Below are 25606 nucleotides of genomic sequence, written 5' to 3'. Positions count from 1 at the left end.
AAAAATCGGGCAAGTTGCATGGTTGATTCTGAACGATGCCAGCCATAGGAGGGTAGCCCTCTCCTGCCTTTACGGCCAATACGTTGATTTTTTTGGTTTTTTAAACAAATTCCGATTTGCAGGGCATTCCCTGCGTACTTTTCTGACATCTGCGCCCTGCTCTCAATTCCATAAGAATGAAATCTCCTACGAAAAAATCGTGCATTGCGCACGATCCCAGATGACCCATCGTGCAGGATGCGTCGCTAACGCTTTTCGCTAAGCTTGTAACATGTTGATTTTATTGAATGTTTTTCAATTAAAAAACTGGCATGCAGGCTGCAATACCTCATTCAGCCCGGGCAGATACGAACTGCCCCCACCGAATAAGAGTGAGGAACCCAGGATGACTCGCCAACGTGCCGCCCAAGTGCGTATCTCGCCACTGCATATCCAGCAAGGTCTGTTTGGCGTACTTGCGCTGTTGATCACCCTGATCGCCTGCCAGCAATACCTGCGCTGGGAAAACAGCCAGCAGGTTGAGCCGCTGATCTCGATCCAGCACAGCACACAAACGCACTTCAGCGCCGTAAGCAGCAGCCAAGCCGAAAGCGCCTCGATGCGCATGATGGATGTCGATCAGGCGCAGCCGCTCGATCAACTGCCACGTGAAGAGCGTTGGGTTTTCTGACTGATTGAATGAATTCGGGCGCGCAGCGCCGGGACACGCAACACCCCTAAATAGAGAAGTAAGGAGAATCACCATGTTGAGCTGGGCAATTACATTCTTGATCATTGCCATCATCGCTGCAGTACTGGGCTTCGGTGGTATCGCGGGCACCGCCACGGGTATCGCCAAGATTCTCTTTGTCGTGTTCCTGGTGATGTTCATCGCTTCCTTCTTCTTTGGCCGTCGCGGCCGAGGTTAACGATGAGTGCTTTGAAGACACTGGCAGCCGCCCTGCTTCTGGGCGGTAGTGCCATGGCGATGGCGGCCAATGATGGCCAGACGCGGGTCAACGAACTGTTGAGTTCCGACCCGCAATACCGGGAAACCTGGGAAGGCGTGGTGAAGAAGGAAGAGCGCCTGCCGGAATGGGTGATGAACCTGTCCGGCACGCCTGACCAACAGATGAATGCCGTGACTGAAGATGGCGACCAGTATCTGGTCGGCCCGCTCTGCGAATCCGCAGACAAGTGCCTGAACCACCGCTTGATCGTCGCGTTCAGTTTCGACAAGAAAGATGCTTACGCCATGCTCGTTGATGTGCCCGAGGGACTGCCCGCGGACAAGTCGCCAACGCGACATGCCACCTACCGCTTCCTCGGCAAACCCGACCAGGGCATGCAGGCTCTTTTGATGGAAACCCTGAAGAAAGATCCGAAGTGGTACTGATCTGAACATGAAGGCAGCAGCCCTGCTGCTTTCCATTGTGCCGACCTGAGGAAGGCTGGCGCATGACCAGGGGGCCGGGACGTTCTGACTGTTGCAGGGTCGGAGTGACCTACGGGTACAGGGAGTGCCTGCGCAAGGGCCGGGTCAGGGTAAAAGCTGCGCCGCAGGTTCGCCGACCCACAGCGGTTCGACGGACTTGCGCTGAGCTTTCAATCAGACAAAACATTGATCCAGAGCGTCCAGCTCGTTGTTTTTATCGCTGACACTGCGCGCGAAAACATTACGCGGTGTTTCCTGGCGACCGTATATCGACAAAAAAACCGCTTGAACAGTAGGACTTCTAGTCTTGCCACGTAGGCTTTTTCCCAAGATTTTTGTCGATTTTTCTCGTTCAAAAAATAATCAACCTGCTCTGTGATGGCCGGTTCACGGCACTTATGCCGGCCGAAATGTCACAATCGAACCGGTTGGGACGCCAGTTTCATTTAAAAAAGCTCATGCCGATTCGGCATAGGGTAGGCGTTTACGGCATTAGACGGCGCAACCTTGCATCGGAATAGTTGCGCCTTTTTTCGCCTGCCGAAGAGCCGTAATCACGCGCTTCGGGGCACCTTATACGGAGGCAGATGCACAGACTTTTCCGCTAAAGAGCGTTCCAGTTCCTGCATGTGCCTGAGTCAAACGCAAGTAAGGGTAAAGATAATGAAGAAGGCAAAACTTAGCCTCGCCTGGCAGATCCTCATCGGTCTGGTATTGGGTATTGCAATTGGTGCGTTGCTCAACCACTTCAGTGCCGAGAAAGCCTGGTGGATCAGCAACGTCCTGCAACCAGCAGGCGATATCTTTATCCGTCTGATCAAGATGATCGTGATCCCGATCGTCATCTCCTCCCTGATCGTCGGCATTGCCGGCGTGGGTGACGCCAAGAAGCTCGGGCGTATCGGCCTGAAGACGATTATCTATTTCGAAATCGTCACCACCATCGCCATCCTCGTTGGCCTGGTATTGGCAAACGTGTTCCATCCGGGTGCCGGCATCGACATGAGCACCCTGGGCACAGTGGATATCTCCAAGTACCAGGCGACCGCCGCCGAAGTACAGCATGAACACGCGTTCATCGAGACCATCCTCAACCTGATCCCGTCGAACATCTTCGCGGCCATGGCCCGCGGCGAAATGCTGCCGATCATCTTCTTCTCCGTGCTGTTCGGTCTCGGTCTGTCGAGCCTGCAGTCGGACCTGCGCGAGCCGCTGGTGAAGATGTTCCAGGGCGTCTCGGAAAGCATGTTCAAAGTCACCCACATGATCATGAACTACGCGCCTATCGGCGTGTTCGCCCTGATCGCGGTGACCGTGGCCAACTTCGGCTTCGCCTCGCTGGTGCCGCTGGCCAAACTGGTCATCCTGGTTTACTTCGCCATCGCCTTCTTCGCCTTTGTGGTGCTGGGCCTGATCGCCAAGATGTTCGGTTTCTCGGTGTTCAAGCTGATGCGCATCTTCAAGGATGAGCTGGTACTGGCCTACTCCACCGCCTCGTCGGAAACCGTGCTGCCACGCGTGATCGAGAAGATGGAAGCCTACGGCGCACCGAAAGCCATCTGCAGCTTCGTCGTGCCGACCGGTTACTCGTTCAACCTCGACGGTTCGACCCTGTACCAGTCCATCGCCGCGATCTTCATCGCTCAGCTGTACGGCATCGACCTGTCGATCAGCCAGCAGCTGCTGCTGGTCCTGACCCTGATGGTTACCTCCAAAGGCATCGCCGGTGTACCGGGCGTGTCCTTCGTGGTGCTGCTGGCGACCCTGGGCAGCGTCGGTATCCCGCTGGAAGGCCTGGCGTTCATCGCGGGTGTCGACCGCATCATGGACATGGCGCGAACTGCACTGAACGTGATTGGTAATGCCTTGGCGGTACTGGTTATCGCACGCTGGGAAGGCATGTACGACGATGCCAAGGGCCAGCGCTACTGGAACTCCCTGCCGCACTGGCGCAGCAAGGAAAAACTGCCAGCTGGCGAAATTTCCAAGAACTGACACAAACCCCTGTAGGAGTGAGCCTGCTCGCGATGAGGGCTGTACGTTCAACATCTCTGTTGTCTGATACACCGCCATCGCGAGCAGGCTCACTCCTACAGTGGACCGAGTCAGCCATACGAACCCCGGAGAAATCCGGGGTTTGTCGTTTCTGGCGACCCCGCTATCATTCGCCGCATTCTTCGGGGGATTTGACTGATGCTTAATGGCCTGTGGCTTGGCTTCTTCATCGTGGCAGCCGTGTCGGCGCTGGCGCAGTGGCTGATCGGCGGCAACGCCGGGATCTTTGCGGCGATGGTGGAAAGCATTTTCGCCATGGCCAAGCTCTCGGTCGAGGTCATGGTGCTGCTGTTCGGCACCCTCACCTTGTGGCTGGGCTTCCTGCGCATTGCCGAAAAGGCCGGGATCGTCGAATGGCTGGCCAAGGTGCTCGGCCCTCTGTTTCTGCGGCTGATGCCGGAAGTCCCGGCCGGTCACCCTGCCCTCGGCCTGATCACGTTGAACTTCGCCGCCAACGGTCTGGGCCTCGACAACGCGGCCACGCCCATCGGCCTGAAAGCCATGAAGGCGCTGCAGGAGCTCAATCCCAGTGCCACCATCGCCAGTAACGCACAAATCCTCTTCCTGGTGCTCAACGCCTCTTCCCTGACCCTGCTGCCGGTAACGATCTTCATGTACCGCGCCCAGCAAGGCGCGCCGGATCCGACGCTGGTGTTCCTGCCGATCCTGCTGGCGACCAGTTGCTCGACGATTGTCGGCTTCCTCTCGGTGGCGTTCATGCAGCGGCTGCGGATCTGGGATCCGGTGGTGTTGGCTTATCTGATTCCCGGCGCGCTGATTCTCGGTGGCTTCATGGCGCTGCTCGGCACGCTTTCGGCGACGGCTTTGGCGGGATTGTCGTCGATCCTCGGCAATCTCACGCTGTTCGGGTTGATCATGCTGTTTTTGCTGATCGGCGCTTTGAAGAAGGTGAAGGTTTACGAGGCGTTTGTCGAAGGCGCCAAAGAAGGCTTCGACGTGGCGAAGAATCTGCTGCCGTATCTAGTGGCAATGCTTTGTGCGGTTGGCGTACTGCGTGCATCCGGGGCGCTGGACTTCGGGCTGGACGGTATTCGTCATCTGGTCGAGTGGGCCGGCTGGGACACGCGGTTTGTCGATGCGCTGCCGACAGCGATGGTCAAACCGTTCTCCGGCAGTGCAGCGCGGGCGATGTTGATCGAGACGATGAAGACTTCGGGCGTCGACAGCTTCCCGGCGCTGGTCGCAGCGACGATTCAGGGCAGTACCGAGACGACGTTCTATGTGCTCGCGGTGTATTTCGGTGCGGTGGGCATTCAGCGGGCGCGGCATGCGGTGGGGTGTGCACTGTTGGCAGAGTTTGCCGGTGTGGTCGGGGCTATTTTCGTCTGCTACTGGTTCTTCGGCTGAACAAATATCCAATGTGGGAGCGAGCCTGCTCGCGAAAGCGGTTTGTCATTCACGTTGATGTGTCTGACACGACGCCTTCGCGAGCAGGCTCGCTCCCACAGGGATTGGTGTTGGGGCTTAAGGTCTTTGAGGGGCGAGCTTTTGGCCTTGGTCGACGGCCCACGCGACGACCTTGGTGGTCAGGCGATCACTGGCCTGACCAAACCCGGCGACCACCGCTGGCACCTGCACATCGCTCAACGGCTGGCGCTCTTCAAAGCGGCGACTGGCCAGGATGCGCTGGTCATAACCGCGCACCAGCAACGCATCGACGCGCACCACAACGCTGGCCTGTGAGCCTTGGTATTCGGTCTGAAACGCCTGCAAGCTCCCGCCCAATTCCAGATCCGCGGCAAAGTTGCTGTCATCGGTACTCAGCAACGTCACCCGACCATCACGCGCAAACCCGTCGAGCAAGCGATTACGCACCAGCACCGGCGCCGGATCACTCCAGCGCGAGCCCTTGTAGCTGCTGATCACATCGCCCTGAGGAATCACCGCAATTGTCGGCCGGTTCAAAGCCTCACTGGCCTGCAACTTGTTCAGCCGCAGCGACCACGATTGAGCCGACGCCGAACTGGCCGAGGCGGGCGTCTGTGCGGTTGGCAGGCGATAGACATCCGCCGGCTCGGACTTGGGCAGAATCGAACAGGCGCTGATCAAGGAAAGACCGGCAGCGAAGAGGGCGAGTCGAGTCAGCTTCATGGCGTGAATTCCTTGTTCTTGTCGCGGCCCAGCAGGTAGCCGCTGGGATTGGCCTCAAGGCGTTGCGAGATGGCGCGCAGCGAGGTCAGCGTCTCACGCAGTTCGCGGATCGCCGGGGCCAGGCCATTGAGGCCCTGCATGCCGTTGTCGAGGGAGTTTTCGTTTTTGCTCAGCAAAGTGCTGATGGTGGTCGTGCTTTGTTCCAGCGACTTCATCGCTTGCTCAGCGCTGCCTAGTGCCTGCTTGCCCTGATCGTTGATCAAGCCGTTGGCGTTGCGCATCAGCAGCGAGGTCTGTTCGAGCATGCTGCCGGCCTGTTTGCCGACCGTCGCCAGTTGCTGCATGGCTTGCTTGATGTCACCGCGCTGATCGTTGATCGTCCCGGTGGTCTGCTCCAGATGGGCGAGGGTCTTGCTGACTCGCTCGACGTTCTCCGGGGAAAACATCTGGTTGGCGTTCTGCAGCAGCGCGGTGATGCCGGTCATCAAATCGTTGGAGTCATTGAGCAAGCGCGAAATAGGCGAGGGCGATGCAACGATGGTCGGCAGATTACCGTCATGCCCACGCAGTTTCGGGCTCTCGGGCGTGCCGCCGCTGAGCTGGATGATCGAAGTGCCGGTGATCCCGGCCAGCGCCAGTTTGGCCTGGGTGTCTTCCTTGACCGGCGTATCACCGGCCAGACGAATCCGCGCCAGCACCCGCCGCGGATCCTTTGGATCAAGGCGCAGATTGATCACATCGCCGACCTTGATCCCGCTGTACTGCACCGGGCTGCCCTTGGACAGGCCGCTGACCGCCTCGCTGAAGACAATCTCGTAATCCTTGAACTCGGTGTCGACGCTGGACTTGGCCAAGAACAGACCGAAGAGCAGGGCGCCTGCCACCACGATCACGGTGAACAGGCCGATCAACACATGATGGGCTCGGGTTTCCATGTCAGACCTCGTTGAGCAATTTGGCGGCGCCCAGCGCCGAGCGGCCGCGCGGGCCGTGGAAGTATTCGTGAATCCATGCGTCATCGGTTTCCGAAACGACATCGATCGGCCCCGCGACCAAGACCTTTTTCTGCGCCAGCACCGCCACGCGGTCGGTAATGGTGTAGAGCGTGTCGAGGTCGTGAGTCACCAGAAACACGCTGAGGCCGAGTGCATCGCGCAGGGTCAGAATCAGTTGATCGAACTGCGCAGCGCCTATCGGATCAAGGCCGGCAGTCGGCTCGTCGAGAAACAGAATATCCGGATCCAGCGCCAAGGCCCGCGCCAGCGCAGCACGCTTGATCATGCCGCCGGACAGCGACGCCGGGTATTTGTCCGCCGCCGACAGCGGTAATCCGGCCAACGCCAGTTTCACTGCCGCCAGGTGCTCGGCATCGTTGCGGCTGAGGCCCGCATGTTCGATAAGGGGCAGGGCGACGTTCTCGGTGACCGTCAGCGAGGAGAACAGCGCGCCTTTCTGAAACAGCACGCCGAAGCGTCGCTCGACCAGCGAACGCTCATGCTCGGACAGGCTCGGCAGGTTCTTGCCAAACACTTTGACCATGCCTTCGCTGGGCCGGCGCAAACCGACGATGCTGCGCAGCAACACCGATTTGCCGCTGCCGGAGCCGCCAACCACGGCGAGAATCTCGCCTTTGTACAAATCCAGATCGAGATTCTCGTGCACGCTCTGGCTGCCGAAACGATTGCACAGGCCACGGACTTCGATCACCGCCTCCGAGGGCGCGCGGGGTAGACGACTCACCAGCCCATCTCCATGAAGAACAGCGCGGCCACCGCGTCGAGCACGATCACCACGAAAATCGATTGCACCACGGCAGACGTGGTGTGTGCGCCGACCGACTCGGCACTGCCGCTGACCTTGAAGCCTTCCAGGCAGCCAATCGCGGCGATCAGGAAAGCGAAGATCGGCGCTTTCACCAACCCCACCAGAAAATGCTGGATGCCGATGTCCGATTGCAACAGTGTCAGGAACATCGCCGGCGAAATATCCAGCGACACCGCGCAGACCACGCCGCCGCCAATAATCCCGCAGAGCATCGCAAGAAACGTCAGCATCGGCAGCGCCACCAGCATCGCCAGCACACGCGGCACCACCAGCAGCTCCATCGGGTCGAGGCCGAGGGTGCGGATCGCGTCGATTTCTTCATTGGCCTTCATCGAGCCGATCTGCGCGGTGAAGGCACTGGCGGTGCGCCCGGCCATCAGGATCGCCGTGAGCAGCACGCCGAATTCACGCAAAAACGAGAAGCCCACCAGGTCCACGGTAAAAATCGTCGCGCCAAAACTGGCCAGCACCGTAGCCCCGAGAAACGCCACCACCGCACCCACCAGAAAGGTCAGCAACGCCACGATCGGCGCGGCGTCGAGGCCGGTCTGTTCGATGTGCGCGATCATCGGCGTGATGCGCCAGCGTTTGGGCCGGAACAGGCCACGGGCGATGGTTTCCAGGATCAGGCCGATGAAACCCAGCACTTGCAGGGTGTCTTGCCAGACCGTTTCCACGGCGCGACCGATCCGGGTCAGCAGTTGCACGCTGACGCTGACTTCCGCCTCCTTGATCGGCACGCAAAAATCAGTCATCGATTGATACACGGTTTGCAGCAGCGCGCGGTCGGCGGAGGAGAGCGTGCAATCGGGGTGTTCGGCGGATTTGCCGAGACGCTCGGAGCCGAGCAGCTCGACCAGCAACGAAGCGCCAGCCGTGTCGAGGGCGCCGAGGCTATTCAGATCAATCGGCGTGTTGGCGTCGTACTGGCCGTGGAGCTTTTCGCTCAGGTGCTTGAGCTCGGCGTAATGGACAAGCGTCCAGTCCCCCGTGACCCGCAGGCGGGCAGGGCTGATCGACGTGTCCAGTTGGGCATTGCCGCTGATCGAGCTGCTGGTCATAAGCTCCGTGCTTGTTCGGCTATTAGGCGAACTAACGTAATAGCACGAACGCGGTTACTTTTCTTTGATCGCTGTGCTGTCCGTGACTTCGAAACGCAGCACGCCGATCACCTGGCCATCCTCGGTCAGCACCCGCACCTGCCACTTGCCCGCCGGATTGCCGGGGAAGTTCTGCTTGTGCGTCCACGCCCGGTAGCCTTCCTTGCGCCCGCCATGGATGTCGAGGGCAATACGGTCGACCTCTTTGCCGTTGAATTGCCAGACGTGATAAATCCGCTCATCGAGCCCGCGCGGCGCATTGATCGCGGTGTAGGCGTAGAGGCCATCACCACGAATCTGTTCGGCGCTGACCGTGTCGAGGCTGGCGCCGGGGGTGCGATCCTGCATTTGCGTGCTGATCGCCACGTCGGTCATCCACAGCGTCGCCGGCGGCACCCACGAACGCAGCGCCCAACCGACGCCGCCGATACCGACGGTGATGCACAGGATCGCCAGCGCGTTGCGCAGTGTACGGATCGGGAAGATCGACGCCAGACTCGGGAACGACAACAGCACGGCAATGCCCAGCGCCCATTTGAAGCTCTGCGCGGTGGTCAGGTGCATGATCACCGGCAACGCAGTGAGCAGGGCGGCGAACAGGGTCAGCGTGTGCAGCGCGAGAAACGCCCAGCGCCGGGGCGCCAGCCATTTGTAGTAGAGCGGATCGACGATGGAGATCAGTGCGGCAACGCTGAGCAGACCGGTGAAGAACAACTGGCCGCTGTTCCATGTCGTGGTGATGAAGAAGAATGGCAGGACGAAAAACAGGCTTTCCTGATGGATCATCTGCGTTGCGTAACGCAGCAGCGGCTGGGGAATCTCGCGTTTGAAGATGCGGGTGAAGAGGCCGGTCAGGGTGTTTTCCAGCATCAGCCAGATCCAGCTGAGCAGCATGATCACGGTGATCCAGCTCGCCAGCCCTTGCTGACGATCGACCATGATGAAACTGCCGACTCCGGAGATGAAACCGCCAAGCGCAATGACCCCGGGATAGCGCTTCATCAGTTCGAGAAGGCGCTGGATCAGGAGCTGTATTTTTGGCATTTGGGCGGTTCACGACTGGATAGGAAAAAACCTCGACAGAGTAGCGCCCGCCGGGCGCTGTGGCGAGGCTGCCGGTCAGTAAATTCACCACTCACCCTGTGGGAGCGAGCCTGCTCGCGAATGCGGTGGGTCAGTCACCACATTTGTTGTATGACCCACCGCTTTCGCGAGCAGGCTCGCTCCCACAGGGGTTAGTGTTCGGCGGATTTTCGGCGGTGATGCAAACGCCAACCGATCAGGATCAACAACACCAGACCCAAGCCACCCGCACTCAACCACAACACCTGATCATCACTGATCAATGGCTTCTCGATCCGCAGATACCCCGGTTGCAGCAGCAACTCACGCATAGCCTTGTTCGCCGCTTCCAGCGTCACCCCTTGCAGCTCGCGCGCCGGGTTGGCGAAACGGCCATCCTCGTAATCACTCAGCGCACTCCAGTAGTAATCCGCCATCGCGCTGTTGCCTTGCACCGCCCAGGCTTGATGGGCGATGGAAGCCTGTTTGATCCGCGCGAAGGTGTCCGGGTCGAGGCCGTTTTTCAGCAGATCGGCCTTGAGGTCTTCCAGCACCTGGATGGCTTCGTCGACATCATCGCGATCCAGATCGGCATTCAGGCTCATGAAGCCGACACCGCCAAACACTTCGCGCTCGGCCCAAGGTCCATAGGACAAACCGTGATTGAGGCGGATCTGCCGGTACAGCGCCCAGTCCAGATAATCCTTGAGAATGTCGAAGGTCTGGTCGTACTGATCATCGATCACCGGCTCCGGCACCAGCCAGTGCAGCTTGGCGCTGTCGCCGATAAAGCCACGGGTGAGGGTGCGCTCATGGGCGGCGCTGGTGCTGATGTCTGGCAGTGCACGGTGTTCGCTAGGCTCAACCGCTTCGAGTGCCCCCCAGGTGCGTTCCAGGTAAGCCGGCAGCAGTTTGTCGAGTTCGCCGACGACGATCAGGGTCATGTTGTTCGGCGCGTACCAGGCCTTGCGCACCTTTTCCAACTGCTCCTGAGTCAGGTGACCGACTTCGGCACGCTGCGGGCATTTCAGGCCCAGTTCGACGGCGAGTTGATTGGCCGCGGTGTGGCCGAGATCCTGACGATCGAGAAAACGTTGTAGCCGGGTGTAATGGCCACCGTCCTCGCGCTCGACCACCCGTTTGGCGGCGTTGATCGCGTTGTCGTCGATGCGCGTTTGCGTAAGCAGAGCCAGCAGCAGGTCGAGCACTTTGCGCTGGTTTTTCGCCGGGGCCTCGATGACAAACGTGGTGTCGGCGTTGCTGGTGAAGGCGTTCCAGTCACCGCCCAGTGCCTGCATGCGCTCCTCTAAACCGCCTTCGCCGGTGGCGTCGATGCCGCTGAACAACAAGTGCTCAAGCAGGTGCGGCAGCTCCTTGTCATCGCAATCGAAATCATCGAGGCCGACGCCGACCACCAGCCGGATCGCCACATGCCCGCGCTCGGTGCCGGGCTTGAGCAGCAACTGCAAACCGTTGGGCAGCGCATAGCCTTCGACCTGAAAACGATCCAGGGCAAAGGCGGGCAGGGAACCGAGCAACAGACAGGCGAACAACAGGCAACGCATAACAGGCTTCCATACGGCTGATTTGGAGATCCGTGTCGCTATTCAGGCCGCCATTCGCGAGCAGGTCGAATCGTCGCACCGTCGCTCCCACATTCGAAACGCATTCCCCTGTGGGAGCGAGCCTGCTCGCGAAGGTCTTAAGGCTGAATCAATGTAACTGACTAAACCCAGCCCCAGTCGTTCAAGGCGAATGCGTAATGTCGGCAATATCATCCGCCGCCAGCGCTCCGGTGTCGGCCGTTTCCAGCACCACATACGCACTGCCGCAAAACAGTGAATTCAAGCGCTTCATGTCGGCAATCAACTCCAGGTGCAACGAACTGGTTTCCAGACTCTGGACGATCTTGCGTTGCAAACGGCTGACATGCGCATGGGCCAGACGGCGCTCCTGTGCGCGAAAGCGGCGTTTCTCGCGCAGTAGCTGGCGGGCACTTTCGCGGTCACCGCTGAGGAATACCGAGAGACCCAGACGCAGGTTAGCAATCAATTGCTGCTGCAACCCAGCAAGATCCTCCAGACCTTCTTCAGAAAACGAACGGCGCTGCGAAGTCTTCTGCTGCTGGATCTTGCGCAGCATGCGTTCGATCAGGTCGCTGGCCAGTTTCAGGTTGATCGACAGTTCGATGATCTCGGCCCAGCGTCGACTGTCCTGCTCGCCGAGGTCTTCGCGGGGCATCTGCGCCAGGTAGAGCTTGATCGCGCTGTACAAGGATTCGATGTCATCGGTCAGCCGACGTATTTCCTGGGTGACAGCGGTCTGCTTGCCGCGCAGTACATCAAGGGTGGCGTCGAGCATGTTCTCCAGCAGATCACCCATGCGCAGGGTTTCCCGCGCGGCGTTGGCCAGCGCCAGACTCGGCGTGACCAGTGCGGTGGCGTCGAGATGACGGGGTTTGGCGGTGCCGTTGACCTCCGGCCGCTCCGGCAGCAACCACGCACACAGGCGCGCCATTGGCCCGACGCTTGGCAGCAGAATCAGGCAGCGCACGGTGTTGTAGAGCAAGTGGAAGCCAATGACCATTTCCTGCGGGCTGAAATCAAGACTGTCGATCCAGTGCACCAGCGGGTCGAGCACCGGGATGATCAGCAGCAGGCCAATGAGTTTGTACAACAGACTGCCCAACGCCACTTGCCGGCCGGCGGCGTTCTGCATGCTGGTACTCATGAACGCCAGCACGCCGCTGCCGATGTTGGCGCCGATCACCAGACCGATCGCCACCGGCAGACTGATGACCGCAGCACCGGCCAGCGTCGCGGTGAGCAGCACGGCCGCGAGGCTGGAATAGGAAATCATCGCGAACAGCGCGCCGACCAAGGCGTCGAGCAGGATGTCGCCAGTCAACGAGGCGAAAATCACCTTCACACCTTGGGCATGGGTGATCGGCGCGGCGGCCTCGACGATCAATTGCAGCGCGAGAATGATCAGCCCCAGACCGATGGACACCCGGCCCATCTGTCCGAGCCGCGTCTGTTTGCGCGACAGAAAGAAAATCACCCCGAGAAAGATCAGCAGCGGCGACAGCCATGACAGATCAAACGTCAGCACCCGCGCCATCAGCGCGGTACCGACGTCGGCGCCGAGCATGGTCGCCAGCGCCGGGGTCAGCGCCATCAGGCCCTGGCCGACGAAGGAGGTGACGAGCATGGCGGTGGCGTTGCTGCTCTGCACCATGGCGGTGACGACGATGCCGGCGACAAAGGCCAGCCAGCGCTTGGACATGTTCTGGCCAATCACATGGCGCAGGTTGGTGCCGTACACCCGCAGGATGCCGGTTCGGACGATGTGCGTGCCCCAGATCAGCAGGGCGACGGCGGAAAGCAGATTGAGCAGGGTGAGCATGCAGACCCCCTGTATTAGCAGTGCCTCAGAGAGGCAAGTTGACGGTACCGCGCGGTTTCTACGTTTTTGATACTTAAGCTGTAGTTGGCTAACGGTCTGGGCGCCAGCATTGCACAGCTAAAGTGTCGATTGAAACAAAAGTGTCATGAAAATGGATTCACGCGTACCCCGAATCCAACACAAAAAAATGTAGGAGTGAGCCTGCTCGCGATAGGGCCATCAGCCTCAACATTGATGTTGACTGACAGACCGCTATCGCGAGCAGGCTCACTCCTACAAGGGGTGTGGCGTCTGGACTACCGGGTTACTGGCCCGGGATGTCCTTGCGCAGTTTCACCGGGTCTTGCTGCTGTCTCTTCTTGGCCATTGCGCCGCGCAGCTTGATGTTGATCGCTTCCACCGCCAGCGAGAACGCCATGGCGAAGTAGACGTAGCCTTTCGGCACATGCACGTCGAACGACTCGGCAATCAGCACGGTACCGACCACCAGCAGGAACGACAGCGCCAGCATCTTCAACGACGGGTGCTTGTCGATGAACTCGCTGATCTTGCCCGACGCCAGCATCATCACCAGCACGGCCACGACAATCGCCGCGACCATCACCGGCACGTGGGACACCATACCCACGGCAGTGATCACCGAATCCAGCGAGAAGACGATGTCGATGATCGCGATCTGGATGATGGTGTAGAGGAAGTTGCCGCCCTTGCCGCCAGGCGTGTCGTCGCTTTCGTCTTCGCCTTCCAGCGCGTGGTACATCTCTTGCGAGCTCTTCCACAGCAGGAACAGACCACCGAAGAACAGAATCAGGTCACGGCCGGAAATGCCCTGACCGAACACTTCGAACAGGTCGGCGGTGAGGCGCATGACCCAGGTGATCGACAGCAGCAACAGGATGCGCGTGATCATGGCCAGGCCAAGACCGAAGATCCGGGTGCGCTGCTGCATGTGTTTCGGCATGCGGCTGACCAGGATCGAAATCATGATGATGTTATCGATGCCGAGGACGATTTCCAGGGCGGTCAGGGTGAAGAAGGCAACCCAGATTTCGGGGTTGGTCAGCCATTCCATGTGTATTCCTTTGAGCGATTGTTAAACCGAAAAAGGTCCGGGCTTCAAACCGCGAAGCCAGGACCCGAAACGGTGAGTCTTGGGCTTATAGAGTGCTGAACACCGGGAAAGTCCCCAACAGCAGTGCAGCAATCAGGATGCAGATACAAACCAGGATCGCCCATTTCAGGGTGAAACGCTGGTGGTCACCGAAATCAATGCCGGCCAGGGCTACCAACAGATACGTCGATGGCACCAACGGGCTCAGCAAGTGGACGGGCTGACCGACGATCGAGGCACGGGCCATTTCCACTGCGGTGATCCCATAGTGGCTGGCGGCTTCGGCCAACACCGGCAACACGCCATAGTAGAACGCATCGTTGGACATGAAGAAGGTGAACGGCATGCTCACCAGCGCCGTGATCACGGCCAGGTACGGGCCGAGAAAGTCCGGAATCACTGCCAACAGGCTCTTCGACATCGCATCGACCATGCCGGTGCCGGACAGGATACCGGTGAAGATACCCGCCGCAAAGATCAGCCCGACCACTGCCAGCACGCTACCGGCGTGAGCCGCGACGCGATCCTTCTGCATCTGCAGGCAAGGGTAGTTGACGATCATGGCAATACTGAACGCGACCATGAACAACACCGGCAATGGCAGCAGGCCGGCGATCAGGGTGCACATCAGGCCGAAGGTCAAGGCGCCGTTGAACCAGATCAGTTTCGGACGGCGGGCATCCGGGAACTGCGACACGCTGATTTCGCTGTGATCGATATCATCGCCAACCAGATGCAGCTCACCCAGACGCGCACGTTCACGTTTACCGTAGAAATAAGCGATAACCAGAATCGCCACTACACCAGCGGCCATGGCCGGAATCATCGGCACGAAAATGTCCGACGGATCGACATGCAGCGCACTCGCCGCACGTGCAGTCGGGCCGCCCCACGGGGTCATGTTCATCACGCCACCGGCGAGGATGATCAGACCGGCCATGATCCGCGGGCTCATGCCGATGCGGCTGTACAGCGGCAGCATGGCGGCCACGCAGATCATATAAGTGGTCGCGCCGTCACCATCGAGGGAAACGACGAGCGCCAGTACGGCGGTGCCGACCGAAACCTTCAGCGGGTCACCCTTGACCAGTTTGAGAATCTTGCGCACGGCCGGGTCAAACAGGCCGGAGTCAATCATCAGGGCGAAATATAGAATCGCGAACATCAGCATCACGCCAGTCGGCGCGAGCTTGGTGATGCCTTCGAGCATCATCGGGCCGATCTTCGGTGCAAAACCGCCGAACAGGGCGAAGACGATCGGGATGATGATCAGAGCGATCAGCGCGGACAGGCGCTTGGTCATGATCAGGAACATGAACGTGATGACCATGGCGAAGCCAAGGAAAGTCAGCATGGGAATACTCCAGGCGTAGCGCGGCTAGTTAAATGAGCAGATCGGACGGGATCAGCGCAGAACGGGAAGCACGAGACGTACGGGCGGAGTGACAGCGAAAAGGCGGGCTACAGAGGACATCAGAATCACCATTGTTGTTGTTAATTGGGCCGTTCGTGCGAGGTATCACACGCGTTGGCCAACCGGTCTGTTGCCGGAAGTGGAGGCGATGCTAATCGCGGAAGCTTTCAGCTACCTTTCGCTGCAGAAAGCTTTGAATGAACGGTCAACCGGCCGTCGGATGCGAACCAGAGTCAATGAACACAGGAAGGAGGACCTTGGCCATGAGCGAATTGCACAGCGGCGGCTGCCATTGCGGACACATTCGTTATCAGTTCAGCGGGGCGTTGCAGGATATCGCCCATTGCCATTGTTCGATTTGTCGCCGAGTCAGCGGTGGAATCGTCACGACCTGGATTACCGTGCCGGCGGCAAATTTCCAGTGGCTGGCCGGGGCGCCATCGCGGTACGACTCGTCGGCCAGTTGCGCGCGCTTCTTCTGCCCGAACTGCGGTGCGCAACTGGCGTTGGTGACGTCGCTCAGCCCCGAGAGCATCGACGTGACCATCGCCACGCTGGATCAGCCGCAACTGGCACCAGCCGAGCGACATATCTGGACGGACAGCCAATTGCCCTGGCTGCATCTGGACGAGCAGCTTCCGGGCGAAGCTGAAGAAACGCTGTAGGTTTATAGAGCCTGATTAAAAAACCGACAGATTCAGCGGCCGGACCGCACCCATCCAGATCGCGTGTTCGGTGTGGTCGAGCAAATCATCCCCAGTGTCCGGGTGCATAAACACCACCAGACCTTGGCGATTGAGCGCCAGCCACGGCAGCACCTCGCCGATCAACTCAGGGCCGAAGGCCAATTGGCAACTCCAGTCCGGATGCGGCCCGACCGGACGTTCGTGGACGCGGCCCATTTTCAGCGCAAACAATTGCGCGGCCTGCTCGCACAAGGCCCGTGCCTGTTCAATGGTGCTGGCGTCGAAATAGACGTGGGCGTGGTAGCCCTTGATCGCTTGCATCTGAAGCCCTCGCAAATCGGTTCGAACCCTCGGCGTTGCCCGTATGTCACACGCCATACAAGGGATAAGAAAAGGGATCAGCCATCAAAAATGCCGAAACCCCGGCGGTAAAAGTGGTGCTCTATGGTGCCATGAGTAGCCTGGGCAGCGCGTTGATGGCTGAGTTGCTGCGGCGTCAGCACGAAGTCATTGCCATCCTCGACGATTTGACCGCACTCGCACCGCGTCCGGGTTTGCGCACCAAAACCGGCGATTTGTTCGACTCGGAGCGGATCAATCAGAGCGTGGCCGGTAGTTCGGCGGTCATCTGTTTATTGGATGCGCCGGGGTTGCCGTTCAGTAGCGATCAGGTGGAACGGGCTGTCGTGCTCGGCCCGGTCGAACAGGTGCTGGCCGTCGATGCGCTGGTCGATGGGCTGCAAGCGGCCAATGTGTCGCGGCTGTTTCTGGTGGGCGACTTTGCCGTGCTGGATGAGCCGGATGTCGATGATCGCCTGCAACGTCACGCCGCCGAGGAAATACGTGAAGCCGTGCAAAGCAGTCCGCTTCACTGGACGCTGGTCAATGCGCCCCATGGCGTGGCCGGGCTGACGATTGAGCATTTCAGTCAGGTCGGCGGCAATCTGGAACCGGGTCTGGCCGAACCGCTGGAGCGTTTGAATCGCGTGGCGGTAGGGATTGCTGATGAACTGCGGCTGAATTTGCATGTGGGGCAGCATGTGAATTTCGTGGCGGCCAGCGAATAGGCCGCTATACGGCGATGGAAGGCAACGCGAGTCCATTGAGGGATTTTGCGCTGCTCGCCTGTTCCGCCATCAGCCAATCAACAAACTGCTGAATCAACGCACCCCGACGTTTGCGTTGCGGCAGCACTACGTAATAACCGAGGCGCGACAGGGTGGTTTCGGCAATGGGTCGGCACAGCAAACCCTGACTCAGCAAGTTATCCACAAGGTGCCGCCAACCAATCGCCACGCCCTGGCCGCCAATCGCCGCTTGAATCAACAGCGTGTAATTGTCGAAGCGCAATTGCCCCGGGGCGGGCGGCGTGGTGATGCCGAGCTGGCGAAACAGACCACTCCAGTCAAACCAGTTGCTGCTGTTTTCCCCGCGCAGGTGCAGCAATGGAAAGTCCAGTAACGCCTGAGCAGGCAGGGGCAGGGCGCGGTCCTTGAGCAATTGCGGACTGCACACCGGGAACACTTCTTCGCTGAACAACCAGTGACTCTCGCCCTGTTTGAAACGCCCGTCGCCAAACAGGATCGCCACGTCGATGTCGGTGCGCAGCATGTTGTGGTTGCGTTCGCTGGTCACCAGGCTGACGTCGACCTGCGGATTGGCTTCGTGAAAACGATGCAGACGGGGCATCAACCAATAAGCGGCGAAGGCAAAATCGGTAGCGACCTGCAGCACCTCATGTTGCTGCTGTGCGCTGATCGCGCTCAATCCGGCGTCGATATTCTGCAAACCGAGGGTAACTTGCTCGAACAGGATCGCACCGACTTCGGTCAGCTCAATCCCTCGGTAAATGCGATCAAACAGCCGCGTGCCGAGTTGTTCTTCCAGCCGTTTGATCTGCTGACTGATCGCTGGTTGCGTGGTGCCAAGCTCTACCGCCGCTGCGGTAAAGCTGCGGTGGCGGGCTGCCGCTTCGAAGGCGCGCAACAGGTCGAGCGACAGATTTCCCAAGGCATCATACATAAGCTGTGCTTATCCTAGTCATTGTCCGGCGCGGGCTTTACCGACTACAGCATGGACTCCATGCTCGATCGCAGCAATGTCGCATAAATATTCACTATGGAATGCCGCGATCACATGAAGCGCAAGAATATTCTTTTCATCATGGCCGATCAGATGGCCGCGCCAATGTTGCCGTTCTACGGCCCTTCGCCGATCAAACTGCCGAATCTTTCCCGCCTCGCCGAACATGGCGTGGTGTTCGATGCCGCTTACTGCAACAGCCCGTTGTGCGCGCCCTCGCGTTTCACCCTGGTCAGCGGCCAATTGCCGAGCAAGATCGGCGCCTATGACAACGCCGCCGATTTCCCTGCCGATGTGCCGACCTATGCCCATTACTTGCGCCGCCTCGGCTACCGCACGGCGCTGTCGGGCAAGATGCATTTCTGTGGCCCTGATCAGTTGCACGGCTACGAAGAGCGCCTCACCAGCGATATCTACCCGGCCGACTATGGCTGGGCGGTGAACTGGGATGAGCCGGATGTACGGCCGAGCTGGTATCACAATATGTCGTCGGTGCTGCAGGCCGGTCCGTGTGTGCGCACCAACCAACTCGATTTCGACGAAGAGGTGGTGTTCAAGGCGCAACAATATCTGTTCGATCATATTCGCGAGGACGGCGATCAGCCGTTCTGCCTGACTGTATCGATGACTCACCCACACGATCCGTACACAATTCCCAAGGCGTTCTGGGATTTGTACGACGATGCAGATATCCCGTTGCCTACACCCCCGGATCAACACGAACTCGATCCACACTCGCAGCGTCTGCTTAAGGTTTATGACCTGTGGGATAAACCGTTGCCTGTGGATAAGATTCGCGATGCGCGCCGGGCGTACTTCGGTGCGTGCAGCTATATCGACGCCAACGTCGGCAAACTTCTGCAAACGCTGGCAGAAACGGGTCTGATCGATGACACCATCATCGTGTTTTCCGGTGACCACGGCGACATGCTTGGCGACAAAGGCCTCTGGTACAAAATGCACTGGTATGAAATGGCGGCCCGAGTCCCCCTGTTGATAAGTGCTCCGGGCCAATTCGCTGCCGGGCGTGTCAGCGCTGCGGTATCGACCGCTGACCTGTTACCAACCTTCGTTGAACTGGCCGGCGGCACGCTGGAGCCCGGCTTGCCGCTGGATGGCCGCTCACTGGTCGCGCATCTGCAAGGGCAGGGCGGTCATGACGAAGTGTTCGGCGAATACATGGCCGAAGGCACCGTCAGCCCACTGATGATGATCCGTCGCGGTGCCTACAAATTTATCTACAGTGAAAGCGACCCCTGCCTACTCTTCGATGTGAGCAACGATCCGCGCGAACTGGAAGAACTCAGTCAATCGCCGCAACATCGCCAGCTGTTCGACGATTTTATCGCCGAAGCCCGGGCCAAGTGGGACATTCCGGCGATTCACCGGGAAGTCCTTGCCAGCCAGCGCCGTCGGCGTTTTGTTGCCGACGCGTTAACCATCGGCAAGCTGAAGAGCTGGGATCACCAGCCGCTGGTGGATGCCAGTCAGCAGTACATGCGCAACCACATCGACCTCGATGATCTGGAACGCAAAGCACGTTATCCACAACCCTGCCAAAACCAATAATGTTAAGGGGAAGTCCATGCGTAAGTTATCCACAGTAGTGACGGTCGGCCTGATCGCGTTGAGCAGCGCTTCGGCGTTCGCCGAGCAGAGTTGCGCCACGGTGAAAATGGCCGACCCGGGCTGGAGCGACATCGCCGCGACCAACGCCATCACCGGGTTTCTGCTGGACGGCATGGGCTACAAGGCCAAGGTCGACACCCTCGCGGTGCCGATCACCTTTGGCGGTTTGAAAGACGGCCAGGTGGATGTGTTTCTCGGCAACTGGATGCCGGCGCAGCAGGGCTTCTATGACAAGTTCGTCGCTACCGGTGACGTCACGCAACTGGCGAAGAACCTCGACGGCACCGAGTTCACCCTCGCTGTGCCGGACTACGTGTGGGACGCGGGTGTGCATAACTTTGCCGACCTGAACAAATACGCGGACAAGTTCGATCGCAAAATTTACGGCATCGGTTCGGGCGCGCCGGCGAATATCTCGTTGCAGGAAATCATCAAGAAGAATGACTTCGACATGGGTCAGTGGAAGCTCATCGAATCCAGTGAACAGGCGATGCTGGCGGAAGTATCGCGAGCGGTGAAGAAGCAGAAATTCGTCACCTTCCTCGGCTGGACCCCGCACCCGATGAACGTGCAGTTGAAGATGCATTACCTGAAGGGTGGCGAGAAGTACTTTGGCGACACCGGCAGCGTGTTTACGTTGACGCGTAAAGGGTATGCCGAGGCGTGTCCGAATGTGGGTAAGTTGCTGAGCAATCTGTCGTTCACTCAGGAGATGGAGAACAGCATCATGGCTGAGGTGGTGAACAAGAAGGTCACTAATGCCGAGGCGGCGAAGGCCTGGATCAAGGCGAATCCGGCGGTGCTGGATAAGTGGCTGGCGGGGGTGAAGACGGCTGACGGGAAGGATGCGTTGGCGGCGGTGAAAGCGAAGCTTTGATTGTGGGTTTTTTTGAATTTTGCTCGGCTTGAGATTTTTGCCCCCTCACCCCAGCCCTCTCCCCCAAGGGGGCGAGGGGGAAAGGGAGCCGATATTTGTTGGATTCAAAACTTGCGTTCAACGGTGAAATCGCAGGTTGATGAATCTTTGACAAACACCACGGTCAGTCCCCTCTCCCTCCGGGAGAGGGCTAGGGTGAGGGGCCTTTCCCCTGGCACCCTGATAACCTTGAACAAAACCCCAACCGCGAGGACCCATGGCCTTCCCCAGCCGCCACTCTCTCTTGCCCTTCCTCACCTGGCTGCCGCGGCAAACCCGCGCCAGCGTCGGACGGGACCTGATCGTCGGCCTCAGCGGTGCGATTCTCGCGTTACCCCAGTCGATTGCCTACGCGCTGATCGCCGGGCTCCCACCTGAATACGGCCTCTATGCCGCAATTATCCCGGTATTGATCGCCTGCCTGTGGGGCTCATCGTGGCATCTGATCTGCGGCCCTACGGCAGCCATTTCGATCGTGCTGTACGCCAGTGTCAGCCCTTTGGCCGTACCAGCATCGCAGGACTACATCACGCTGATCCTGCTGCTGACCTTCCTCGCCGGGATTTTCCAGTGGCTGCTCGGTTTGCTGCGCTTCGGCGCTTTGGTGAATTTCGTCTCGCACTCGGTGGTGCTGGGGTTCACCCTCGGCGCGGCGGTGGTGATTGCCATTGGGCAATTGCCGAATCTGCTGGGGCTGGACCTGCCGGCCAAGGCGACGGCGCTGGCGAGTCTGGTGGATCTGCTGCAACACTTCCGGGCTGTGGATAAACCTTCGCTGGTGCTCGGTGTGGCAACGGTGGTCGTCGGTGTGGTGTTGAAACAATTGCTACCGCGCTGGCCGACGCTGTTGATAACCCTCGCATTGGCCAGTCTGCTGGTATGGCTGTGGCCGGCGATGTTCGGCCATGTGCATCTGGTCAGCGCATTCGTCGGGCGTTTGCCGCCGTTCAGTGCGTTGCCGCTGGACCTGGATCTGATTCTGCGCCTGCTGCCAAGTGCCGTGGCGGTGGGCATGCTCGGGTTGGTCACCAGCCTGTCGATTGCGCGCTCGATTTCGGCGCGGTCGCAACAGTTTCTCGATGCCAATCAGGAAGTCCGCGCGCAGGGTTTATCGAATATTGTCGGGGCGTTCTTTTCCGGATCATTGTCGGCAGGCTCGTTTACCCGCTCGGGCCTCAGTTACGAGGCGGGCGCATGCTCGCCGCTGGCCGGGGTGTTTTCAGCGATTTGGGTGGCGTTGTTTGCGATTTTCGGCGCCGGGCTGATTTCACACATTCCCATCCCGGCAATGGCCGGCAGCATTCTGTTGATCGCCTGGGGTCTGGTCGATCATCGCGGCATCCGCGCATTGCTGCGGGTCAGTCGCGCCGAGTTCGTGGTCATGGCCCTGACCTGCCTTGCTACGTTGCTGCTGGAGTTGCAGACGGCGATTTATGCCGGCGTGCTGGCGTCGCTATTCTTCTACCTTAAACGCACCTCGCAACCACGCGTGCAACATTGGCGTGACGGTGAGGACGATGTTTTACGCGTCGGCGGCTCGATCTTTTTCGGCGCCAGCCATTATCTGCAGGTGAGATTGCAACGCATGCACGGCGCGCGGGTGGTGATCGAGGCGCAGCAGATCAACTTCATCGACTATTCAGGGGTGGAGATGCTGCATCAGGAGGCGCGGCGCTTGCTGAGCCAGGATCGCAGCCTGACCTTGCGCCGGGCGCGGCCGCAGGTGGTGGAGGAGTTGAGGAAGCTTGAGGGGCCGGAGAAATGCCCGATCCGGTTTGAGGATTGATCAAAGACCGGCGGTGCGGCCATTCGCGAGCAAGCTCGCTCCCACATTTGATCGCATTCCACTGTGGGAGCGAGCTTGCTCGCGAAGCTTTTAAAGGGCCAGTTGTCGACGCAGCTCTGTGAGCACGGGCGCCGTGTCTGGGCGCACACCGCGCCACAAAAAGAACGCCTCGGCGGCCTGCTCGGCGAGCATTCCCAAGCCATCCATCGCCACCGCTGCGCCCTGTTCAGTGGCCCAGCGGCAGAACGCCGTCGGTTCCTTGCCGTACATCATGTCGTAGCACAGGGTTTTACCCGGCTCGATCAGGCTCGGCGCAATCGGCGGTACATCGCCGGTCAGGCTCGCCGACGTGGCATTGATGATCACGTCCACCGGCTCGCGCAGCCAGTCGAAACCACTGGCCGACACCGGCCCCAGGTCGCAGAACAACTCCGCCAGCAACTCAGCCTTGTCCACCGTGCGATTGGCGATGATCACCGATGCGGGTTTTTCGGCCAGCAACGGTTCGAGCGCCCCACGCACTGCACCGCCAGCCCCCAGCAACAGGATGCGTTTGCCGCTCAGGCTGAAGCCGGCATTCACCGTCAGATCACGCACCAGCCCGGCGCCGTCGGTGTTGTCACCGAGTAGCGAGCCATCGGCCAGTTTGCTCAAGGTGTTCACCGCGCCGGCCCGTTGCGCCCGCGCCGTCAAGCTGTTGGCCAAACGGTAAGCGTCTTCCTTGAACGGCACAGTAACGTTGGCGCCGCGACCTTCCTGGAAAAACGCCGTGGCGCAGCCAGCGAAATCATCAAGCGGCGCCAGCAGGGTGCTGTAGTCGAGGTGCTGGCCGGTCTGTTCGGCAAACAGCTTGTGAATCATCGGCGATTTGCTGTGACCGATCGGGTTACCGAAAACGACGTAACGATCCATCAGAAATCCTCAGTCCTGGGCCAGCCAGTCGCGATCTTGCAGGAAGTACTCGGTCAGGCGCGCTTCTTCGCTGCCAGGCTCGGCCTTCCAGTCGTAACCCCAGCGCACTTGCGGTGGCAGCGACATCAGGATCGACTCGGTACGCCCCCCCGATTGCAGGCCGAACAGCGTGCCACGGTCATAAACCAGGTTGAACTCGACGTAGCGGCCACGGCGGAATTCCTGGAACTCACGCTGTTGAGCGGTGAACGCATCGTTTTTGCGGCGCTGCACGATTGGCAGATACGCATCAATGTAGGCATCGCCGATGGCGCGCATGAAGGCGAAGCTGGTATCGAAGTCCCACTCGTTCAGGTCGTCGAAGAACAAACCGCCAATGCCGCGCGGCTCGTGACGATGCTTGATATGGAAGTAGGTGTCGCACCAGGCCTTGTAACGCGGGTAGACGTCCGGGCCGAACGGCGCGCAAGCCTGCTCGGCAACGCGGTGCCAATGAATGCAGTCCTCTTCGTTGCCGTAATACGGGGTCAGGTCGAAGCCGCCACCAAACCACCAGACCGGCTCTTCACCTTCTTTCTCGGCGATGAAAAAGCGCACATTGGCATGGGAAGTCGGCACATGCGGGTTGTGTGGGTGAATCACCAGCGACACGCCGAGGGCTTCAAAACCGCGACCGGCCAGTTCAGGACGGTGGGCGCTGGCTGACGGCGGCAGACCGCTGCCAAAGACGTGGGAAAAGTTGACGCCGCCCTTTTCGATCAGCGTGCCGTTCTCGATCACGCGGGTGCGACCGCCGCCGCCAGCGGGCCGGGTCCAGGCGTCTTCGACGAAGCGCGTGCCGCCGTCTTCGCTTTCGAGGGCGGCGCAGATACGGTCTTGCAGGTCGAGCAGATAGGCCTTTACGGCGTCGGTGCGGGTCGTCATGGCTTCACCTTGAATCGGGCGGCGCCCCGCGGACGGGCGACGCAAATGGGCGCGTAGCATACCACCGCACAACGGCGCGCCGCAGTTGACGAAGATCAAGCATGAGAGTTGGATAGGGGGCTCACGAAAGACCCAAGGAGAGCAGGCAGATGGCAAAGCGTATCCAGTTCCGCGCCCACGGCGGTCCCGAAGTGCTCGAGTATGTTGACTACGAACCCGCCGCGCCCGGCCCGAATCAGGTGCGCGTGGCCAACAAGGCGATCGGCCTGAACTTCATCGACACCTATTTCCGTAGCGGGCTGTATGCGCCACCCGCCTTGCCATCCGGCCTGGGAGCTGAGGGTGCAGGCATCGTTGATGCAGTGGGCAGCGACGTCACCCGCTTCAAGGTCGGTGATCGCGTGGCGTACGGCAGCGGCCCATTGGGGGCTTACAGCGAATTGCATGTACTGCCCCAGGACAATCTGGTGCACCTGCCGGAAGAAATCAGTTTCGAAACGGCAGCGGGGGTCATGCTCAAGGGCCTGACCGTGCAATACCTGTTGCGCCAGACCTACGAACTCAAGGGTGGCGAAACCATTCTGTTTCACGCGGCGGCCGGTGGCGTCGGGTCGCTGGCCTGTCAGTGGGCCAAGGCGTTGGGCGTGAAGCTGATCGGCACCGTCAGTTCCAAGGAAAAAGCCGAACTGGCCAAGGCCAATGGCGCTTGGGCAACCATTGATTACAGCCACGAAAACGTTGCACAACGCGTGCTGGAGTTGACCGGCGGTAAAAAAGTCCCGGTGGTCTACGACGGCGTGGGCAAGGACACTTGGCTGACCTCGCTCGACAGCGTATCGCCGCGCGGTCTGGTCGTGAGCTTCGGCAATGCTTCCGGTGCGGTGGACGGGGTCAATCTGGGCATTCTGGCCGCCAAAGGCTCGCTATACGTGACCCGGCCGACGCTGGCGACTTATGCCAACAATGCCGAGAATCTGCAGCGGATGGCCGATGAATTGTTCGAAATGATCATCAGCGGCAAATTGAAAGTGGACGTCAGCCAGCGATATCCACTGGCTGACGCGGCGAAGGCGCAAACCGAGCTGTCGGCGCGGCGCACTACCGGCTCCACCGTTCTGCAACCCTGAAACGCAGCCATCAAACAAAGCACCCGGGCGAGCCTCACGAGGCTGGC

24 protein-coding genes are annotated in these 25606 nt (G+C 59.7%); 11 read left to right on the top strand and 13 right to left on the bottom strand.

Annotation, left to right across the window (positions count from 1 at the left end; all coding sequences use genetic code 11):
* The first annotated feature begins 385 nt into the window (after positions 1 to 385).
* From AB4N44_RS17620 to AB4N44_RS17600, 5 genes are all read left to right on the top strand, one after another.
* On the top strand, positions 386 to 670 hold the full coding sequence (locus AB4N44_RS17620; RefSeq protein WP_127925304.1) for a hypothetical protein: 285 nt from the start codon (positions 386 to 388) through the stop codon (positions 668 to 670).
* Positions 671 to 743: 73 nt separating this feature from the next.
* Entirely contained in the window at positions 744 to 908 is a 165-nt protein-coding gene (locus tag AB4N44_RS17615; RefSeq protein ID WP_003177151.1) for a DUF1328 domain-containing protein, read from the top strand.
* A gap of 2 nt (positions 909 to 910) precedes the next feature.
* Entirely contained in the window at positions 911 to 1375 is a 465-nt protein-coding gene (locus AB4N44_RS17610) for an inhibitor of vertebrate lysozyme family protein (RefSeq protein ID WP_150749941.1), read from the top strand.
* Positions 1376 to 2077: 702 nt separating this feature from the next.
* On the top strand, positions 2078 to 3409 hold the full coding sequence (gltP, locus tag AB4N44_RS17605; RefSeq protein WP_460108252.1) for a glutamate/aspartate:proton symporter GltP: 1332 nt from the start codon (positions 2078 to 2080) through the stop codon (positions 3407 to 3409).
* Between the two features lie 198 nt (positions 3410 to 3607).
* Complete coding sequence (locus AB4N44_RS17600) at positions 3608 to 4837, top strand: nucleoside recognition domain-containing protein (protein WP_007911793.1); 1230 nt, start codon at positions 3608 to 3610, stop codon at positions 4835 to 4837.
* A gap of 117 nt (positions 4838 to 4954) precedes the next feature.
* Here AB4N44_RS17600 and AB4N44_RS17595 read toward each other — a convergent pair whose 3' ends face one another.
* The 9 genes from AB4N44_RS17595 to AB4N44_RS17555 form a co-directional block, all read right to left on the bottom strand.
* Positions 4955 to 5581: an ABC-type transport auxiliary lipoprotein family protein gene (locus AB4N44_RS17595; protein ID WP_460108255.1), complete on the bottom strand. Its 627-nt coding sequence runs from the start codon at positions 5579 to 5581 to the stop codon at positions 4955 to 4957.
* Positions 5578 to 6516 carry an MlaD family protein gene (locus AB4N44_RS17590; protein WP_460108257.1) on the bottom strand — a complete coding sequence of 313 codons (939 nt, stop codon included), beginning with the start codon at positions 6514 to 6516 and terminating at the stop codon, positions 5578 to 5580. Before AB4N44_RS17590 ends, AB4N44_RS17595 begins: the two co-directional genes overlap by 4 nt.
* A gap of 1 nt (position 6517) precedes the next feature.
* Positions 6518 to 7321, bottom strand: a complete 804-nt coding sequence (locus AB4N44_RS17585; protein ID WP_460108259.1) for an ABC transporter ATP-binding protein — start codon at positions 7319 to 7321, stop codon at positions 6518 to 6520.
* The gene (locus tag AB4N44_RS17580) at positions 7318 to 8466 is read right to left on the bottom strand and encodes an ABC transporter permease (protein WP_127925301.1); all 1149 of its coding nucleotides are present in this window, start codon (positions 8464 to 8466) and stop codon (positions 7318 to 7320) included. The genes AB4N44_RS17585 and AB4N44_RS17580 overlap by 4 nt, the downstream gene beginning before the upstream one ends.
* Before the next feature lie 54 nt (positions 8467 to 8520).
* Entirely contained in the window at positions 8521 to 9549 is a 1029-nt protein-coding gene (locus AB4N44_RS17575) for a DUF5924 family protein (protein ID WP_127925300.1), read from the bottom strand.
* A 191-nt stretch (positions 9550 to 9740) separates the two neighbouring features.
* Entirely contained in the window at positions 9741 to 11132 is a 1392-nt protein-coding gene (locus tag AB4N44_RS17570) for a M16 family metallopeptidase (protein ID WP_150776548.1), read from the bottom strand.
* 181 nt (positions 11133 to 11313) lie between these two features.
* A complete protein-coding gene (locus tag AB4N44_RS17565; protein ID WP_150749937.1) occupies positions 11314 to 12972 on the bottom strand; it encodes a Na/Pi cotransporter family protein in 1659 nt (552 codons plus the stop codon).
* A gap of 304 nt (positions 12973 to 13276) precedes the next feature.
* Positions 13277 to 14044: a TerC family protein gene (locus tag AB4N44_RS17560; protein WP_095119663.1), complete on the bottom strand. Its 768-nt coding sequence runs from the start codon at positions 14042 to 14044 to the stop codon at positions 13277 to 13279.
* Positions 14045 to 14129: 85 nt separating this feature from the next.
* On the bottom strand, positions 14130 to 15437 hold the full coding sequence (locus AB4N44_RS17555) for a CitMHS family transporter (RefSeq protein ID WP_007911819.1): 1308 nt from the start codon (positions 15435 to 15437) through the stop codon (positions 14130 to 14132).
* A 323-nt stretch (positions 15438 to 15760) separates the two neighbouring features.
* Between AB4N44_RS17555 and AB4N44_RS17550 the strand changes: the two genes are divergently transcribed.
* Positions 15761 to 16162, top strand: coding sequence for a GFA family protein (locus tag AB4N44_RS17550; protein ID WP_127925296.1), 402 nt, complete (start codon positions 15761 to 15763; stop codon positions 16160 to 16162).
* Between the two features lie 15 nt (positions 16163 to 16177).
* Here AB4N44_RS17550 and AB4N44_RS17545 read toward each other — a convergent pair whose 3' ends face one another.
* Positions 16178 to 16504 carry a DOPA 4,5-dioxygenase family protein gene (locus AB4N44_RS17545; protein WP_150749936.1) on the bottom strand — a complete coding sequence of 109 codons (327 nt, stop codon included), beginning with the start codon at positions 16502 to 16504 and terminating at the stop codon, positions 16178 to 16180.
* An 83-nt stretch (positions 16505 to 16587) separates the two neighbouring features.
* On the opposite strand from AB4N44_RS17545, the gene AB4N44_RS17540 reads away from it, so the two are divergent.
* Positions 16588 to 17250, top strand: a complete 663-nt coding sequence (locus tag AB4N44_RS17540; protein WP_127925294.1) for an NAD(P)-dependent oxidoreductase — start codon at positions 16588 to 16590, stop codon at positions 17248 to 17250.
* Between the two features lie 4 nt (positions 17251 to 17254).
* Here AB4N44_RS17540 and AB4N44_RS17535 read toward each other — a convergent pair whose 3' ends face one another.
* Positions 17255 to 18205 carry a choline sulfate utilization transcriptional regulator gene (locus tag AB4N44_RS17535; RefSeq protein WP_150749935.1) on the bottom strand — a complete coding sequence of 317 codons (951 nt, stop codon included), beginning with the start codon at positions 18203 to 18205 and terminating at the stop codon, positions 17255 to 17257.
* A 114-nt stretch (positions 18206 to 18319) separates the two neighbouring features.
* On the opposite strand from AB4N44_RS17535, the gene betC reads away from it, so the two are divergent.
* From betC to AB4N44_RS17520, 3 genes are all read left to right on the top strand, one after another.
* A complete protein-coding gene (gene betC / locus AB4N44_RS17530; protein WP_127925293.1) occupies positions 18320 to 19834 on the top strand; it encodes a choline-sulfatase in 1515 nt (504 codons plus the stop codon).
* 16 nt (positions 19835 to 19850) lie between these two features.
* Positions 19851 to 20771 carry a choline ABC transporter substrate-binding protein gene (gene choX / locus AB4N44_RS17525; protein WP_460108265.1) on the top strand — a complete coding sequence of 307 codons (921 nt, stop codon included), beginning with the start codon at positions 19851 to 19853 and terminating at the stop codon, positions 20769 to 20771.
* 256 nt (positions 20772 to 21027) lie between these two features.
* Positions 21028 to 22596, top strand: a complete 1569-nt coding sequence (locus AB4N44_RS17520) for a SulP family inorganic anion transporter (RefSeq protein ID WP_460108268.1) — start codon at positions 21028 to 21030, stop codon at positions 22594 to 22596.
* A gap of 90 nt (positions 22597 to 22686) precedes the next feature.
* Here AB4N44_RS17520 and aroE read toward each other — a convergent pair whose 3' ends face one another.
* Both aroE and hemF read right to left on the bottom strand, forming a co-directional pair.
* The gene (gene aroE, locus AB4N44_RS17515) at positions 22687 to 23508 is read right to left on the bottom strand and encodes a shikimate dehydrogenase (RefSeq protein WP_455805985.1); all 822 of its coding nucleotides are present in this window, start codon (positions 23506 to 23508) and stop codon (positions 22687 to 22689) included.
* Positions 23509 to 23517: 9 nt separating this feature from the next.
* A complete protein-coding gene (gene hemF, locus AB4N44_RS17510; RefSeq protein WP_127925289.1) occupies positions 23518 to 24432 on the bottom strand; it encodes an oxygen-dependent coproporphyrinogen oxidase in 915 nt (304 codons plus the stop codon).
* Positions 24433 to 24581: 149 nt separating this feature from the next.
* On the opposite strand from hemF, the gene AB4N44_RS17505 reads away from it, so the two are divergent.
* Positions 24582 to 25559, top strand: coding sequence for an NADPH:quinone reductase (locus AB4N44_RS17505; RefSeq protein WP_127925288.1), 978 nt, complete (start codon positions 24582 to 24584; stop codon positions 25557 to 25559).
* Positions 25560 to 25606 lie beyond the last annotated feature (47 nt).

It is taken from the genome of Pseudomonas sp. S3_C06, assembly GCF_054667675.1.
The sequence above is the reverse complement of the archived record's forward strand: the minus strand, read 5'-3'. Positions and strand labels throughout refer to the sequence as shown.

Coding starts and splice junctions, on each gene's coding strand:
- AB4N44_RS17620 (WP_127925304.1), top strand. CDS start 386: ATGACTCGCCAACGTGCCGCCCAAGTGCGTATCTCGCCACTGCATATC.
- AB4N44_RS17615 (WP_003177151.1), top strand. CDS start 744: ATGTTGAGCTGGGCAATTACATTCTTGATCATTGCCATCATCGCTGCA.
- AB4N44_RS17610 (WP_150749941.1), top strand. CDS start 911: ATGAGTGCTTTGAAGACACTGGCAGCCGCCCTGCTTCTGGGCGGTAGT.
- gltP (WP_460108252.1), top strand. CDS start 2,078: ATGAAGAAGGCAAAACTTAGCCTCGCCTGGCAGATCCTCATCGGTCTG.
- AB4N44_RS17600 (WP_007911793.1), top strand. CDS start 3,608: ATGCTTAATGGCCTGTGGCTTGGCTTCTTCATCGTGGCAGCCGTGTCG.
- AB4N44_RS17595 (WP_460108255.1), bottom strand. CDS start 5,581: ATGAAGCTGACTCGACTCGCCCTCTTCGCTGCCGGTCTTTCCTTGATC.
- AB4N44_RS17590 (WP_460108257.1), bottom strand. CDS start 6,516: ATGGAAACCCGAGCCCATCATGTGTTGATCGGCCTGTTCACCGTGATC.
- AB4N44_RS17580 (WP_127925301.1), bottom strand. CDS start 8,466: ATGACCAGCAGCTCGATCAGCGGCAATGCCCAACTGGACACGTCGATC.
- AB4N44_RS17575 (WP_127925300.1), bottom strand. CDS start 9,549: ATGCCAAAAATACAGCTCCTGATCCAGCGCCTTCTCGAACTGATGAAG.
- AB4N44_RS17570 (WP_150776548.1), bottom strand. CDS start 11,132: ATGCGTTGCCTGTTGTTCGCCTGTCTGTTGCTCGGTTCCCTGCCCGCC.
- AB4N44_RS17565 (WP_150749937.1), bottom strand. CDS start 12,972: ATGCTCACCCTGCTCAATCTGCTTTCCGCCGTCGCCCTGCTGATCTGG.
- AB4N44_RS17560 (WP_095119663.1), bottom strand. CDS start 14,044: ATGGAATGGCTGACCAACCCCGAAATCTGGGTTGCCTTCTTCACCCTG.
- AB4N44_RS17555 (WP_007911819.1), bottom strand. CDS start 15,437: ATGCTGACTTTCCTTGGCTTCGCCATGGTCATCACGTTCATGTTCCTG.
- AB4N44_RS17550 (WP_127925296.1), top strand. CDS start 15,761: ATGAGCGAATTGCACAGCGGCGGCTGCCATTGCGGACACATTCGTTAT.
- AB4N44_RS17545 (WP_150749936.1), bottom strand. CDS start 16,504: ATGCAAGCGATCAAGGGCTACCACGCCCACGTCTATTTCGACGCCAGC.
- AB4N44_RS17535 (WP_150749935.1), bottom strand. CDS start 18,205: ATGTATGATGCCTTGGGAAATCTGTCGCTCGACCTGTTGCGCGCCTTC.
- betC (WP_127925293.1), top strand. CDS start 18,320: ATGAAGCGCAAGAATATTCTTTTCATCATGGCCGATCAGATGGCCGCG.
- choX (WP_460108265.1), top strand. CDS start 19,851: ATGCGTAAGTTATCCACAGTAGTGACGGTCGGCCTGATCGCGTTGAGC.
- AB4N44_RS17520 (WP_460108268.1), top strand. CDS start 21,028: ATGGCCTTCCCCAGCCGCCACTCTCTCTTGCCCTTCCTCACCTGGCTG.
- aroE (WP_455805985.1), bottom strand. CDS start 23,508: ATGGATCGTTACGTCGTTTTCGGTAACCCGATCGGTCACAGCAAATCG.
- hemF (WP_127925289.1), bottom strand. CDS start 24,432: ATGACGACCCGCACCGACGCCGTAAAGGCCTATCTGCTCGACCTGCAA.
- AB4N44_RS17505 (WP_127925288.1), top strand. CDS start 24,582: ATGGCAAAGCGTATCCAGTTCCGCGCCCACGGCGGTCCCGAAGTGCTC.